At 37.7% G+C, this 14406-nt stretch carries 13 protein-coding genes; 7 read left to right on the plus strand and 6 right to left on the minus strand.

Going from position 1 to position 14406, the window contains the following annotated elements; translation table 11 throughout:
• Both LEP1GSC203_RS11810 and LEP1GSC203_RS11815 read right to left on the minus strand, forming a co-directional pair.
• Positions 1-594: a hypothetical protein gene (locus LEP1GSC203_RS11810; RefSeq protein ID WP_002974421.1), complete on the minus strand. Its 594-nt coding sequence runs from the start codon at positions 592-594 to the stop codon at positions 1-3.
• Positions 594-2138 (minus strand): restriction endonuclease, encoded by a 1545-nt coding sequence (locus LEP1GSC203_RS11815; protein ID WP_002974499.1) that lies wholly within the window; start codon positions 2136-2138, stop codon positions 594-596. Before LEP1GSC203_RS11815 ends, LEP1GSC203_RS11810 begins: the two co-directional genes overlap by 1 nt.
• Between LEP1GSC203_RS11815 and LEP1GSC203_RS11820 the strand changes: the two genes are divergently transcribed.
• Genes LEP1GSC203_RS11820 through LEP1GSC203_RS11845 form a run of 6 tightly spaced genes read left to right on the plus strand, consistent with a single transcriptional unit; the run spans position 2132 to position 6288 of the window.
• Positions 2132-2740 carry a hypothetical protein gene (locus LEP1GSC203_RS11820; protein ID WP_002973620.1) on the plus strand — a complete coding sequence of 203 codons (609 nt, stop codon included), beginning with the start codon at positions 2132-2134 and terminating at the stop codon, positions 2738-2740. The two genes, LEP1GSC203_RS11815 and LEP1GSC203_RS11820, sit on opposite strands and share 7 nt — an antisense overlap.
• A complete protein-coding gene (locus LEP1GSC203_RS11825) occupies positions 2740-3411 on the plus strand; it encodes an ABC transporter ATP-binding protein (protein ID WP_002973757.1) in 672 nt (223 codons plus the stop codon). The genes LEP1GSC203_RS11820 and LEP1GSC203_RS11825 overlap by 1 nt, the downstream gene beginning before the upstream one ends.
• A gap of 2 nt (positions 3412-3413) precedes the next feature.
• On the plus strand, positions 3414-4310 hold the full coding sequence (locus tag LEP1GSC203_RS11830; protein ID WP_002974159.1) for an ROK family protein: 897 nt from the start codon (positions 3414-3416) through the stop codon (positions 4308-4310).
• 1 nt (position 4311) lies between these two features.
• A complete protein-coding gene (locus LEP1GSC203_RS11835) occupies positions 4312-4656 on the plus strand; it encodes a histidine triad nucleotide-binding protein (protein ID WP_002974042.1) in 345 nt (114 codons plus the stop codon).
• Positions 4657-4666: 10 nt separating this feature from the next.
• The gene (locus LEP1GSC203_RS11840; protein WP_002974462.1) at positions 4667-5635 is read left to right on the plus strand and encodes a lysylphosphatidylglycerol synthase transmembrane domain-containing protein; all 969 of its coding nucleotides are present in this window, start codon (positions 4667-4669) and stop codon (positions 5633-5635) included.
• A 32-nt stretch (positions 5636-5667) separates the two neighbouring features.
• On the plus strand, positions 5668-6288 hold the full coding sequence (locus LEP1GSC203_RS11845; RefSeq protein WP_084764942.1) for a lipocalin family protein: 621 nt from the start codon (positions 5668-5670) through the stop codon (positions 6286-6288).
• Between the two features lies 1 nt (position 6289).
• Here the strand turns inward: LEP1GSC203_RS11845 and LEP1GSC203_RS11850 are convergent, their stop codons facing one another.
• Positions 6290-6751: a VOC family protein gene (locus LEP1GSC203_RS11850; protein WP_002973728.1), complete on the minus strand. Its 462-nt coding sequence runs from the start codon at positions 6749-6751 to the stop codon at positions 6290-6292.
• Between the two features lie 309 nt (positions 6752-7060).
• Between LEP1GSC203_RS11850 and LEP1GSC203_RS11855 the strand changes: the two genes are divergently transcribed.
• Positions 7061-7378 (plus strand): YkvA family protein, encoded by a 318-nt coding sequence (locus LEP1GSC203_RS11855; RefSeq protein ID WP_002973598.1) that lies wholly within the window; start codon positions 7061-7063, stop codon positions 7376-7378.
• A gap of 94 nt (positions 7379-7472) precedes the next feature.
• On the opposite strand, the gene LEP1GSC203_RS11860 is transcribed toward LEP1GSC203_RS11855, so the two are convergent.
• The 3 genes from LEP1GSC203_RS11860 to LEP1GSC203_RS11870 form a co-directional block, all read right to left on the minus strand.
• Positions 7473-8933 carry a glycosyltransferase family 39 protein gene (locus LEP1GSC203_RS11860; RefSeq protein ID WP_002974040.1) on the minus strand — a complete coding sequence of 487 codons (1461 nt, stop codon included), beginning with the start codon at positions 8931-8933 and terminating at the stop codon, positions 7473-7475.
• A 151-nt stretch (positions 8934-9084) separates the two neighbouring features.
• Positions 9085-12243 carry an efflux RND transporter permease subunit gene (locus LEP1GSC203_RS11865; RefSeq protein WP_002973926.1) on the minus strand — a complete coding sequence of 1053 codons (3159 nt, stop codon included), beginning with the start codon at positions 12241-12243 and terminating at the stop codon, positions 9085-9087.
• A 112-nt stretch (positions 12244-12355) separates the two neighbouring features.
• Entirely contained in the window at positions 12356-14395 is a 2040-nt protein-coding gene (locus LEP1GSC203_RS11870; RefSeq protein ID WP_002974187.1) for a methyl-accepting chemotaxis protein, read from the minus strand.
• Positions 14396-14406 lie beyond the last annotated feature (11 nt).

The following is a 14406-nucleotide window of genomic DNA, read 5'->3' on the forward strand; positions in this document are numbered from 1 at the left end:
TCAAAACATACGGAGGAGATACCAATTCCCCTCCCATTTGATAAAACTGGGATTGATCAAATACCGTTCCAATTTTGGATTTTCAGCAAATCGAAACCGAACTTCCACTTCTTCGCTAGAGCCCACATAAAAATCAGCCCATACTTTTTTTGCTGATAAAAAAACTTCTCTGACTGTTAGGTTTCCCAAACTTCCTTTTTTATGGTCCAACTTTTTAGAATCAAAGTAATAGATTTCAAAGTAACCATTGGGACTAGCGAGGTCCTTTTCAACTTCTAATAAGGTCCAATACCCTTTGGCATCTACAAACAAACCTTTTTCTGGATGGATGAGACTCGGTAGATGGGAAAAAGATCGAGCACAAAGATCACCAAGTAATACTTTTAATACACTTAAAAGATATGTCTGGTCAAATTTAGAAAGTGAGGTTCCGTAAACCGTTCCAAGGGATAGTGAGATGGGGCAACCAATTTCTTTGGTTGGAACTTCGGAAGAAAAACCAGTTTCTACGGATGGCCCTTCTTGTTTTTTTAATTGGCAATTGAATAGAATACCAAGGATGAGAAAAAAAAATAAATTTGGTTTTAGATGCATCACATTGTTTTGTTGAGTAAGTCCTCAAACAAATCTCCGCTGTACATCTCGAGAGCTCCATTACTGGCAGCGATGATTTTTTTTCCTGCTTCCGTCACATCAAAGTTTCCAATGACAAATCCTTTCGTGGCACCTAACTCTTCCATTTGGTTTGTCATCTCACGAAGAAATACATCTGATACCTTAGCATCTTTCCATTTACGAACTCGGAAGAGTGCTCTTTTGTTGACATCTTCTTTAGAGGATGCGAGTAAATTCACTCCATCTGCCTCAGGATTGGACATTTCTTTGGTAACACGGTAACCCATGCTCATCACCATTCGAGTGGCTTGGTTCTTAAAATTGGTGCCAGGCAAGCTGATGAATTTTTCAAATTTATCCAAACCTAACATATCTAATTTTGATGTTAGTTTTTTACCACTATCGTCTACCATACCTTTGATATTGAAAGGTTTAGAAGAACGCATTCCACTTAGTTCGAAGTATCTAGAATTTGGAAATAAATTGACAGATAGTAAATTAAGTTCACGAGTGAGATCATACTCATGAGTTAAAGAATCTACAGTTCCAGTACCTCGTTCCAATCTGTATTTTAAATTGGCGAGGGCCACCACATCTGGATCATCTAATCTTTCCGCTTCCGCTTCAATTAAATATTCGGAAGCATCATCCAATCGACCCATATACACAGTAATCATGGCAAAATGAATACTACATTCAATGATTTCACTTTGCCATGCATTGAGCCTTGCCATTTCCAAACAAAGTCTTCCATACTTCAAAGCTTCAGGAAAGTTTTGCATAAGAATGGCTTCAGTCATTAAAAACTGAAAGAGAGTGAAACGGACAAATTCATCTTCGATCTGTTCGCTTATAGCCACTGCAGTTTTCACTGCTTCTTTATGTTTGTTTTCGCGAGAAAGAGAAAGGGCATATAAAAAACCTGAGACTGGAGACTTCTCTAATTTGTATGCCTTTTCAAAATAATCCCTTTCCTTTCCACCACCGGTGACACCAGAAATCACTCCCCGAGCAATGAAGTATGAAGAAAGATTGATTTTTTCTTCTGGAATCCGAGAGAAAAAATGTTCAGCGATTTTGAACTCTTTTTGTCCCAGTGCCATAAATCCCAATCGAAGGCAGGCTATGGGGTTGGAACGGTCCGCCTGGAGGGTGTCCAAATAGTGAAAGAAGGCTTCTTCAAAAAAATCTTTGTTATAATAAATATCAGCAATACGGTTGGAAACAGTTACGGAATCGATTTCCTTTGTATACCGATTGTTCTTTTTGATGATTTCGAGGTGTTTTGCCTCGTTTAAGGGATCATTCTCCATGGCATAGATCTTTGCCATGACATAGTGGCCATAAGGGTTTTGGTGGTCTTCTTCGAGTTTTTCCCGTACAAGGGCCCTTGCGTCCAAAAAATTCCCAAGAGTGGCAAGACTTAAGGCCTTGGCATAACTATCTCTTCTCTGCCCGACAATGAAGGTCAAGAGAAACCCGAGCATAATCACTGCTGCTCCCACAAAGATAAAAAATGCCAAATTCGCTTACTTCCTATTTTCCTATTTTAGTTGGTAAAAAAGAGTCTTACGTCAATTCTGTCCTGGAAGTGATACAGCTCACCTACATTTCGTTTGCGCTTCGCCTTCTCTTCCGGGATCGACTCTATTCGGTGGCCTATGGCCTCGTCGGAGCCCTGGTTTTTACATTCTTCTTACTCGCCGTTAGGATTCACTTCCATTTATATTCTGGAGTGTCCCTTACTAGTATCGTTTCCTTTGACCAATCTCCGCAGATTCTTTTTTATTCTACAAGTTTTGCTTTGATGGCTCTATTTTTCTTCCACTGCCTCCAAGGCCTTGGTGACATTGGGGTCATGATGGCCATTGGTGGAAACCGATTGGGTTGTATTTGGCTACATTCCTTGTCCTTATTTTTCTTATTTTTACCCAGTTTCCTACTGGCAATTATTATCAACCTAGGATACTTAAACCCACCTGCAGATTTTGGTATCTACAATGAATTAAAATCCATTTTCACTTGTTTGGTTCTCTTCATTGCCCTGGGTCTCTTGGTATCGGTTCCCACAATTGGAATCAGTTCTTACATTGATCCTTACAAATCGATCCGGAGGCAAAAATAATGTTACTCCGTGTCCACAACCTAACCAAACGATTTGGTAAAGACGAAGCCGTAAGTTCTGTAAGTTTCGATGTAAACCAAGGGGACTATGTTGCTATCATTGGTCCTTCGGGATCGGGTAAAACAACTTTGCTTTCTATGCTCACCGGAATGCTCTCCCCCACAGAAGGAGATATTCTCTATGACCAAACCAAACTCTCACAAATTTCCAAACAGGAACTAGCTGAAATTCGAGCCCGTGACCTTGGCCTTGTTTTTCAATTTTCCGAACTTGTAGGAAACCTGACCATAAAAGAAAACATACTTTTGCCAGCACTTTTCACACGCAAATTTTCCAACGATGACTACATTCGTAAATGTGATTACTTGATCGAACATTTAAAGTTAGGTGATATTCAAAATTCACTGCCTAGAACTTTATCCGGGGGACAAATCCAAAAAGCAGCCATTGCAAGATCTCTCATCAATGACCCAGCCATCCTTTTTGCGGACGAACCGTCCGGTGACTTAGATCCTGAGAATAGTTATCTGGTCCAACTGCTTTTAAATGAATACAACAAACGAAACCACTCCATCATCCTTGTCACACATGATATGAAACTTGCGTTCGATGCCCAAACCGTTTACGAAATGAAGAACGGAAAATTTGACCAAGTCATCAAGGGAGAATGAGATTGCGAAATGCCATCGGAGTGGATATCGGTGGAGGGAGTATCCGTGCGAGCCTCTTTGCCGAAAGTGGTAAAGAACTTGACTCAACTCTTTCCCCCACTCCTGAACATTTAGACAATGAAAGTTTTTTAAAGATTCTGAAAGAGACCATTTGCCCCCTCACAAAAGATGCCATGGGGATTGGAGTAGGTTCCCCAGGTCCTTTAGACAATGAACGAGGGATAATGATTGCCAGTGCCAATATGCAAGGGCTAAAAAACCTACCCATCAAAGATGAATTAAAAAAAGAATTTTCCCTACCCGTTTGGTATGAAAATGATGCCAACTGCGCTGCCTTAGGGGAAGCTTATTTTGGATTTTATAAAGACACAAAGTCTCAACTCATCATCACCTTAGGAACAGGAGTTGGTGGTGGTTTTGTAGACCGAGGAATTTTGTATTCCGGATACCTTGGCAATGGAATTGAAATTGGACACACTACTTCAGTCATTGGGGGAGCCTTGTGCGGGTGTGGAGTACATGGTTGTGTGGAAAGTTATTTTTCGACTCGGGGTTTTCTTGGTCGATATGCAGAAAAGGCAAACAAAGATTTAGACAACGCCGAAACTTTCTTTCAATTAGTAAAAGAAAAGGATCCAATCGCTACTGAAATTTTAAGTTTCGGAACCCTGGCTCTTGCCCATGCCATAAGAAATGCAGTTCATCTCTTAAACCCAGAAGTTGTTGTCTTTGTTGGGGGAATCACAAAATCCTATGACTTATTTGGCAAAAACTTAGAATCAGAAATCAGATCTACCATCTTCCCTGTGTTAAATGATATGTTAAAAATTGGTGTTGGTGGAAGTTTATCTGGAGCCTTAGGTGCTGCCTCACTTGTATTTTCTAAGGAGAAACTATAGTATGGAAAATTGTCTTTTCTGCAAAATTGCGAGTGGAGAAATCCAAAGCAAAAAAGAATATGAATCTGAAAACATATTAGTATTTCATGATATCACACCCCAAGCACCCTTTCATGTTCTTATCATTCCCAAAGTCCATATTTCGAGTATGAACCAAATTGGAGATTTAGATCCAGAAATCCTCAAGGAAATTTTCCATATCATTCCCAAATTGGCGGAACAAAATGGAATTTCTGAAAAAGGATATAGGTTAGTCAATAACTGTGGGAATTTTGGCGGACAAACAGTAAACCACATCCACTTTCACCTGCTAGGTGGTCGCCATATGAAGTGGCCACCGGGTTAAAAAGGAAAATATGAGAAAGTTAATATTTGGAATTTTTGTTTCAGGAGTTGCGATTTATTTCCTCTCCAAAAACTTTGATATCACTGAATTTGAACGGTTAGAAGGAAAAATCAATTGGTGGATTTTCCCTTTACTTTTCCTTTCCAACCTTTGGGCATTTGTTCCCTTTTCCATTCGATGGTATTACCTTTTAGAAAAGAAGATTAGTTTTGCACAGGCCTTTACCACAGCCATTATTGGAGTGGGACTCAATATGGTGCTTCCTGCAAGAGGCGGAGATTTGGTGCGACTAATCATGAACAAAAGAGATACAGAACTTCCCTTAACTCATCTCCTGAGTCGAATTTTTTTAGAGAAAGTAATGGATTTAGGTTCTGTTGTTGTCATTGGTGCCACTGCTCTTTTTTATATGGGACTTGGACAATCCAAAAACTTAAGCCTCCTTCTCCTCTCCACACTTGTAATTGTTGGGATGATTGTGGGCCTCACACTGGTTCGGTATTTTTTAGAACCATTACGCAAACTTACCAAAAAACTATTTGGAATCATCGGTAAACATAGTCTATACGAAGATAAGTTAGACCACCATTTAGTTGAATTTTCCTCCTTTTTACAAGGAGACAAATTATTGAGACCTGTCCTCTACTCCATTCCCACTTGGGTTTTGGGTTATGCAGTTTCCTATTCTCTTGCAGGGATTCTCATAGGAATGCCACTTACTTTTCCTGAGGCACTACTTTTTATGTTTCTTGGGGGTATGGGTGTGGCAATTCCTTCGGCTCCATCAGGAATTGGAGTTTTCCACGCAGCAATCATTTCCGGTTTTATCATTTTGGGGAGAGATCCAGGCGAAGGTCTGGTTTATGCTACCGTTGTCCACCTAACGCAATTTATCATCACAACAAGTTTGGCACTCGTAGCTTATTTGTATTGGAGATGGACCCATGGGAAAAAAATAGAAAACAAAAACTTTTTCTAAACATTCTCCCTAAGAAAACTCTCTAATTGAGGATGAGACAGTTCATACAAATCCCAATACAGAACATTGTAAGATTTGTTTTGGTGGGAATTTTATTCGGCTGCTCTTCACCAACTTTCGAACCGTCAAAAAGCAGGTCTGCAGAAGAAAACCTATTCTTTACCTTGCTAGTAACTGGTTTGGTTACTTATCAATCCACTTCCGTTTTTGATTCTTATGCAGAAAAAAATCTAGATTGGAGTCGATTTCTCGGAACTTGGATTGAGATTCAACGTATTGATAATAGTTTCCAATCGGGTTTACGAGAGGTATCAGCAGAATATTCTTTATCCAATGACGGTTCAATTCGTGTATTCAACAGAGGAGTCGATCTAACAGGGAATCGGAACCAAATAGAAGGAAAGGCGTTACTAGTTCACCCAGATGTTGGAAAATTAAAAGTGAGTTTTTTCTTTCCGTTTTTCTTCGGGGATTACTTGGTTTTAAAGATCGATCGGATCAATTATTCCACAGCATTAATTGGTGGACCTGATCCGAATTTTCTTTGGGTATTTTCTAAAACAAATTCCATACCAAGTGAAGTAGAATCTGATTATATTGAATATGCAAAAACGATCGGATATTCCACCGATCGCTTACAATCATTTCGCTGAACTAACTTAATGCTTTGATTACATCCTCGGGAGCTTGCACCAGTTCCACAAGCACACCTTCACTACAAAGCGGAAACTCTTCATTCCCTTTAGGGTGAATGAAACAAACGTTATACCCAGCAGCTCCCTTTCTAATCCCACCTGGAGTAAACCGGACTCCTTGTTTGGTTAGATACTCAACACATTCCTCCAACTTGTCGATCCAAAGGCCGATGTGATTGAGTTTCGGATCATGCACTTTGGGACTTTTGTTTGGATCAATGGGTTGCATTAAATCTATTTCAACTTTAAAGGGACCATTGCCCATGGACAAAATGTCCTCATCCACGTTTTCTTTTTCACTTTTGTAATCAGATACTTTTGTGAGACCCATTACCTCTACCCAAAACTTGGATAACTTTTCTTTGGACTCACCACCTATTGCAACTTGTTGGATACCTAAAACTTTGAAGGGACGGGACATGAATTACCTCTTTTATTGCATTCTGCAAAAATATAATTTCTACCTGCACCACTTTCTCCATCGGTCATTCTGCGGAAAATTATTTTTCTAATCGGATTGCCGTATTTCGGGGCAGGCCGATCCTATCATTCCAAACGATGGATTCTATTTACTGGTATCTACCCTTGGTTTGTTCCCATGTGAACGGCGACTCTGGGGTCTAAACAAATTCTTGTCTTCGGGCCTACGTCCGCCGTAATCCTATGCAAAATATTATTAGTATCATATATTCCTTGCTTATGATTCGAGTTAGCTTACAATGAAATTTGTATGGATGAAAATGATAAACTCAATTACATCAAAACCAATTTTTGGAAAAAAATTAAGGAAACAGGCAAAAAAATTCCCTTCATAAAAGATGTCATTGCAATGTATTATTGCCTACTCAATGAAAATACATCTTTATCGGCGAAAGCATCTATCGTTTTGGCCTTACTATATTTTATCTCTCCCGTTGATGCCATCCCCGATATCATTTTGGCATTAGGATATACAGATGATGCAGGTGTGATTGCGACAACCTTACTCATCATCAAATCTCAATTAAAACCAGAACACTATGCAAAGGCTAGCGAGTCTCTACTTTAATTTAAACGAAATAAAACATAAGAAAAGAAGATTTCAAATTGAATAGTAAATATAACAATCTAAACCTTCTATTTCCAAAACGGAAGACAAGATTCTAACGATAGAATTTAAAAAGTGAATAAGTATCTTTAATATTCACTCTACTCTTTTTTAAAACATAAATGGGGATTTCACTTTCCATCGTGTATTGCCTTGAATAAGTTCCAATTAACTGCTTTTCCTGAAAAAAAGGTTCCAAAATTTTTGCTGTTTCTTCGCTAGTAACCACAAGATGTTTCGGGTTTATTTTAAGTTCCTCTAACCAAAGATAGTAATTATTATGCCCACTAATCACAGGAATTCGTATTTTATAAAATTCCAAACTACCTGCTTGACCATAAAAATTTCCGACAATGGCTGTTTCTTTCAATTCCTCTTGTGACAAAGAAAGCAATGATTTATCTACTTGAAAATAGAATTCTTGCCAATCGAGTCGATCAGCAAACCACTGAGGAAGCAGAGTTCGATTCCCGGCCTCTATTTTCGGAACTACTCCTAAAATATCGACATATCTAGAAAGAAGTGGCAGTGGTAGAATTGGGAGTCCTACCGGAGATAAGACTATACCAACAATTAGAATTAAACTTAATAAAACCTTTTTCCAAAGGTCTGACAAAATGAATGCACTCCCCCCAGCAAAAAGAATAGGATAGAAAGAAGCTATTCGATCAGGTCTGGATGACTTGAAAAACAGAAATAAACCTAACAATAATAAGTAGGCAATTCCTAAATATCGAAATTCTTTATTTTTCAAAAAGAAATAAATTCCGCATATCCATAAAGGCAATGTGGCTGGATTCACTGAAAGGATTTGATCAAATATAATTTGAAACAAACTCAAATTAATATTTTTCATTTTATAAGCATTTTTATAAAACTCCAACGATGGGAATTCATAATGGTATTGCCATATCAAATTAGGTAAAACAATTACGACTGCAATTACCGCACCCAGATAGAAAAAACGATTTTTATAAACTGATTTAAAATGTATCCAAACATAAGGAATCAAAACTGCCAATACATACAAAACAAAAGTATGTTTGTTCATCACCCCAAGGCCAATGACCACTCCTAAACTCATCCAATGTTTTGGAGAATCCTTCAACTGAATAGAAATTGTAACGAGCAATACAACAAAGAAAACTTCGATTGCATTCATAGAATAAAACCCAAAGATTACTTGTAAAACAGGCATAGTCATTGTTGCAAAACAAGGTAAAACAATCGCAAACCTCTGACTCGAAAATCTCTGCGTAAGATTCCCGACAAGGAAAACGGAAAAACCAGCGAATACTGCAGGAATAAATCTCAAAAACAGGATAGAATTTCCATCTATGCGAAATAAACTTAAAAGAAAAATCGAAAATGGTGGTTGGTCTACATAACCCCAGGACAATCTTTTGGAACAGGCTAAGTAATAATACTCATCGACAAAGATTCCATAACCACCTGTTGTATTGATAATTGTTAGGATTATGAAATAGAAAATTCCGAAGAATATGGGTAATGACATTACTATGGTTTATCACAAAATCAAAAGCAATGTCACTACAAATTAAATAAATCCAATGACTTCCTTGGAAAAAACTAATTTCTAAAATAGAAATTGGATTCACCGCTCCAAAAAGTATTCGTTCCATTTCAGAAACGAATACTTTTTGTTACTATTTTTTACTTAAATTTTTAAAGGAAATCTTTGATACGATATGTTTAAAATCCTCTTTGATTCTATACAAGACCGGAACAAAAACTAAAGTCACACCCGTTGCAAAAAACAACCCCCAACCAAATGCTAAGGATAGCGGCTGTACAAATGGATCCAAGGTAGGAATTCCATACGCACTAGGAACAAGGCCAATCACAGTACTGATCGTTGTTAAAAAAATGGGTCGCAATCGTATGGCACCACCATTGATGATGGCCTCTTCAATGGACATCCCTTGCATTCTTAATTCTTCAATAAAAGTAATCAGAATCAATGTGTTAGCAACAATCGATCCACTCAGGGCCACAATTGCAAGTGTACTCATAAAACTGAGTGGCATCCCGTGGGTCATAAGCGCAAAAAGAACACCTACAATTCCAAAGGGAATGGAACCTATGATTACTGTTGTGGTTCCCACGGAGTTGAAATAAACGATAAAAATTCCAAAAATTACCGCAACCGCAAGCAACATAGAAATTCCTAAATCACGAAACGACTTACCAGCATCTTCTTGTTCTCCGCCAAAGATCACCGAATAAGCGTTTGCTGCATACTTATCTACATTCACTAGATTCTTTAGTTGTCTGTTTACAAAAAGAGATGTTGTTTTCTCCGTATCTACAGAAGCTTCTAGTCTAACCACTCGTTGTAAATCTTGACGGTTGATCATGGAATAGTCACGATCCTTTTCAAAGTATGCTACTTGATTTAAAGGAATGAGCCTTCGGTTTCTGTTTTCCACTTTTACTAAATTCAGACTAGAGACTGAATGTCTTTCTGCTTCAGGAAAACGAACGAGGATATTGATTTTATCTTCCCCTTTACTGATAGTCGATGCTACTTCCCCGTTAAAGGCTGTGCGAACTGAGCGGGCAATGTCCCTTGCACTCACATCGGTCCTTCCTGCAATTTCATCTTTGACAAAAAATCTGTATTCTTCTTTACCCAGTTCTAAATCAATTCGAATGTCTGAAACTCCGTCCATTTTTTTTAGCTCTTTTATATAAAGATCTGCAATCTCTTGAATTACACCGAAGTCAGCTCCGCGAATTTCTAAACTCACTGGTTTTCCTACTGGAGGTCCTTTGATCCGAGCATTTACATCGTAAATCATTTCCCTCGGGAAATTACCTGATACTTTATTTTCTGCGATATATTCCCGAATTTTTTTCACAAGAACTCTTGCATCTTCCCATTCTTTTCTGTCAGCTGCTGTCACAAGCTTCATTGTTAGATGAGAGCGATGTACCTCTAACCCTGGTTTTGGATCAGTAATTGGATTTTCATGTATCCCAATTCGGCTACGGAGATGAACAAAATCTTTACCTGCCATTTTGGTCACAACAGGTTCCATTTTTTCAATGATTTCGAGATTCTTCTGGAGAGTGGTTCCGATGGGCATCCAAACCTTGATTTCGATGTCCTCTTCGCTTCCCGAAGGAAACATAACAAAAGGTAAAAACCTTCCTGCAAGGAACAAAGTAAAGAAAAAGATAAATGTAAATATCGAAAGAACAAAAACCCTATGTTTTAATGCAAAAGTCATTGTACGTTTGTATCCAGAGATTACATACCCAAATGCGCCTTCTTTCTCTTCTATAGATTCATTTTTTTTGATCTTGCCTTGGTATGTTTTTGGCAAAAATTTATTTAACCAGTTTGGTAAAAACACAAGAGCAAACAAAAGAGAACTAGCAAGCGTTACAAGAACCACCGCAGGAATTCCCAAAATAAACTTTCCAATCACACCACTCATAAACAAAAGTGGGAAAAAAGCAGCTGATATCACTAGAAATGAAACAAGTAGAGGAACTAATACATCTTTAAAGGTCTGTAAGATAGCATCGCGCCTATCCATTCCCTCTTGCATCAAACGATAGGTATTTTCTGCCACTACAATGGAATTATCCACCATCATACCAAGAACCATGACCATTCCAAAAATAGTAATGGTATTAATGGTAAATCCAAATTGTTTTAAAAAGATAAAAGAAATAAGAAAGATAAATATGATAGCAACGCTAATCATAATACTCAATCTCATACCCAAAATAAAAATAAGAGAAAGTAATACGAGAACAAGACCCGTTTCGAAGTTTAAAATTAAATCACCAAGTTGACGACGAACATCTCGACTTTTATCATCGTAAATTTTTGTTTCAATTTCTGGAAAATTTCCTTCCATGGAAGAAACTAAAGTTTTAACGGTATCTGCAGTTGTTATAATATCAGCTTGGTCGGTTTTCCAAACTCTTAAAATAATACTATTTTTTCCGTTTAACTTTTCATAGGTTTTCTCTTCTTCAAAACCATCAACTACCTTTGCGACGTCTTTTAAAATGGTAGCAAAACCTAATTCATTCCCTAACATCGGAACAGAAAGCATGTCTTTTGCTTCTTCAAAGTCACCTCTAGTCCGAAGTAGGTATTCAGTTCCATTTACTTTTAATCTTCCAGAAGGAATGTTTATATTTCGGGAACCGAGGGCATTCAGGACAGTATTGAGTCCAACTTCCTTTGCATTTAGGCTTTTAGGATTGACTTCCACAAGAAACTCACGGTTTCTATAACCAATTTTTTCGATTTCGGCGATTTCTTTGATTTGGAAAAAACGATCTTCAAATGCTTTGGCTGTGTCACGTAACTTTCGATAGTCGCCTATTGCATCCTTTGAATCTGCTTTTAAGGAAAGTGCAAGACTAATGACTTCTTGTTTTTCCGTTGTAATTTCTCTTACCTTCGGTTTTTGTGCATTGTCAGGAAGGCGAACGGAATCTACTGCGTCTTTGATATCATCGAGTACTTTTTTTGTATTTTTGGTCCCTTCAACAATGAAGACCATAATAACACTGACGTTTTCTAAGTTATAACTTCGAATTTTATCAATTTTTGCAACGGCACGTAATTTTTTTTCAATGGGAATCGCAACAAGCCTTTCAATCTCTTCCGGAGTGGCACCAGGAAGTGGTGCTTCAATGACAATTTTATCTAGAGCCACATTGGGAAACGCTTCCCTATGCATAGAAAGTAAACGTGAAAGTCCAATCAAAACAAATAGGACTAAAATGAACTGAATGATAAGTGTTTTATCGGTAATGAATTTTGCAATGTTCTGCATTCGTTACTTCCCAAAAATTAAAATACAAACAAAAAAGTTGACTAACTGGTCAGTTTTTATTCTGACATAAGAAAAACAACAGATTTTGTTTGGGAAAACGAATTTCTATACTCTAGAGTTTGAATTGATAGGCAATTTCCTTCAGATCTTCGGCAGTTTGTGTCAATTCCTGGGAACTATCGGCTGTTTGGACAGAGGCGTCACTGATTTGGCTAGTTCCTGAATTAATTTCGCCCAGGGCTAAGGCATTCTGATTCATGGCATCTGAAACGGAAAGGATTGCTTGGTGGACTTCTGTGATACTCGAACTAATCTCACGGGAAAGGTTAAAGGTCCTTTTGGCAAGTTTGTTAATTTCCTCAGATTGAGCTCGGTATTGTCTACCCGATGCTGCCACTTCCTCATAGTCTGGAATGACTTTATCTGTAATCATACTGAGTAGTTCCTTTACAGAATCTACCATTTCCATCATTGCTTTTTCTAGTTTTTTGTTTAGCTCAACAATCTTCTTTACTGTATCTTGGGATTTACCTGCTAAATGGGAAACTTCAGTAGCCACAACAGCAAACCCACGCCCATGTTCCCCAGCTCTTGCCGCTTCGATAGCAGCATTTAAGGAAAGTAAATTAGTTTGGTCTCCAATCTCTGAAATCATACTTGCAAGTTCCCTGATCTCTTTAATTGCTTCTGCATCTTTCACAGCGTTTTGGATTTTTTCATTGATCGATTCAAATAAGGACCTAGCTTCACTGAGAGACTTTCCAGCAAAAGTTTCCAACTGTCCTGCTTTGACTTCAATGTTCTCTGCACCTTTAGAAACAAGTTCCATTTCATCACCTAACAAACTCAATGTTTCCATCATCGAATTTGATTGAGAAGAAATCTCTTCTGCGGAGGCAGAAACATTTTCAGCACTGGCAGAAAGTTCTTGTACAGATGATGCTATCTCTTCCATAGTGGCAGACGAATCAGAAGCTAATGAAGAGAGATGAACACTTTTAACTGTCAAGGCTTCAGAGAGAGATTGAACTTTTTTAACGATCGAAATTAGATTCTTTCGCATTTTTTCTAAACTCTTGGCCATCCCTCCAATTTCATCTTTTCTATCTAATTGGATTTTAGGAACTTCCACTGCTAGTTCATTATGTGATATTCGATTCATAAGAATGGATGCCTCGCGTAAGGCATTCGTTACTTTTGTAAGAATATAGCCCATACCCATGGAAACCAAAACAACTGAAAATACTATACTCAATATTGTAAAAAAGGAGATGGAATCTAGAGATTTAGTCATGGCAACAACTGGAACCCTATAAATCACTCGCCAAGGAACGGACCGTAATTTATAGACTCCGTATAGACAATCATTTCCTTTTATGTCTTTCCCTCGAAAGATAAAAACATCCGCCTTTGATTCTGCTATTTTTTCCGAGATACCTTCGGGAAAGGCAATTTTTATATCTTTATTTAACAAAGTAATATCGGCTGCGAGTTTAATTTGTCCTGTTCCATCCACAAGCCAACTTTCTCCGCTAAACTGATCCACTTGTGTGAATTGTTTTGATGCGTTGGAAACATCAATTCCAATAGAACTAATTAAAACTGGCTTTCCATTTTCAATGGTTACTCCATTTACAAAAATAGCATAGGATTTATACTCCGCAGTATAATCCATATTAATGACTAAATCTTTACCAGAAGATATAAGCTCAAAAAACCAAGAATCATCTGGATCCTCAGCTCTTAATGTATCAATTTTTGTAGCCTTTTCATTAAAGTAGTTTTTGGTTAAAGGATTGATTAGGCCTAAATAAGTAATGTAACCTAACTTTTGTTTATATGTTGATAAATTTTTAAATAAATTTTCTGTTTTTTCCCCTTTGGGTTCTCCCGTTTTGGCCCAAAGGATACTATTTTGATCAGATACAATTAAAGTAGCGGTTTCTTTCGCGCGTTCCAAAATTGAATCTATTGAAGCCGACTTGGATTCTAGGATTTTGAGAATATCAAAACTTTCTAATTTGGAAATAATAGTACTTCTACCAACATAATAACTTAAGAAACCAGTTAAACTTGCTGAAATCGCAACAGAAAGAACGGTTAGCAGTAATAATTTTGTTCGAAGTGAATCTGGTTCCCATTTCAATTTCATAAGATTGTTTC

Source organism: Leptospira terpstrae serovar Hualin str. LT 11-33 = ATCC 700639, from assembly GCF_000332495.1.
In the GTDB taxonomy this organism is placed as follows: domain Bacteria; phylum Spirochaetota; class Leptospiria; order Leptospirales; family Leptospiraceae; genus Leptospira_A; species Leptospira_A terpstrae.

What these genes read in the sequence shown, in the direction of transcription:
- LEP1GSC203_RS11825 (WP_002973757.1), top strand. Translation starts at nt 2,740, where the DNA reads ATGTTACTCCGTGTCCACAACCTAACCAAACGATTTGGTAAAGACGAA.
- LEP1GSC203_RS11820 (WP_002973620.1), top strand. Translation starts at nt 2,132, where the DNA reads ATGCCAAATTCGCTTACTTCCTATTTTCCTATTTTAGTTGGTAAAAAA.
- LEP1GSC203_RS11810 (WP_002974421.1), bottom strand. Translation starts at nt 594, where the DNA reads ATGCATCTAAAACCAAATTTATTTTTTTTTCTCATCCTTGGTATTCTA.
- LEP1GSC203_RS11845 (WP_084764942.1), top strand. Translation starts at nt 5,668, where the DNA reads ATGAGACAGTTCATACAAATCCCAATACAGAACATTGTAAGATTTGTT.
- LEP1GSC203_RS11870 (WP_002974187.1), bottom strand. Translation starts at nt 14,395, where the DNA reads ATGAAATTGAAATGGGAACCAGATTCACTTCGAACAAAATTATTACTG.
- LEP1GSC203_RS11855 (WP_002973598.1), top strand. Translation starts at nt 7,061, where the DNA reads ATGGATGAAAATGATAAACTCAATTACATCAAAACCAATTTTTGGAAA.
- LEP1GSC203_RS11840 (WP_002974462.1), top strand. Translation starts at nt 4,667, where the DNA reads ATGAGAAAGTTAATATTTGGAATTTTTGTTTCAGGAGTTGCGATTTAT.
- LEP1GSC203_RS11865 (WP_002973926.1), bottom strand. Translation starts at nt 12,243, where the DNA reads ATGCAGAACATTGCAAAATTCATTACCGATAAAACACTTATCATTCAG.
- LEP1GSC203_RS11850 (WP_002973728.1), bottom strand. Translation starts at nt 6,751, where the DNA reads ATGTCCCGTCCCTTCAAAGTTTTAGGTATCCAACAAGTTGCAATAGGT.
- LEP1GSC203_RS11835 (WP_002974042.1), top strand. Translation starts at nt 4,312, where the DNA reads ATGGAAAATTGTCTTTTCTGCAAAATTGCGAGTGGAGAAATCCAAAGC.
- LEP1GSC203_RS11860 (WP_002974040.1), bottom strand. Translation starts at nt 8,933, where the DNA reads ATGTCATTACCCATATTCTTCGGAATTTTCTATTTCATAATCCTAACA.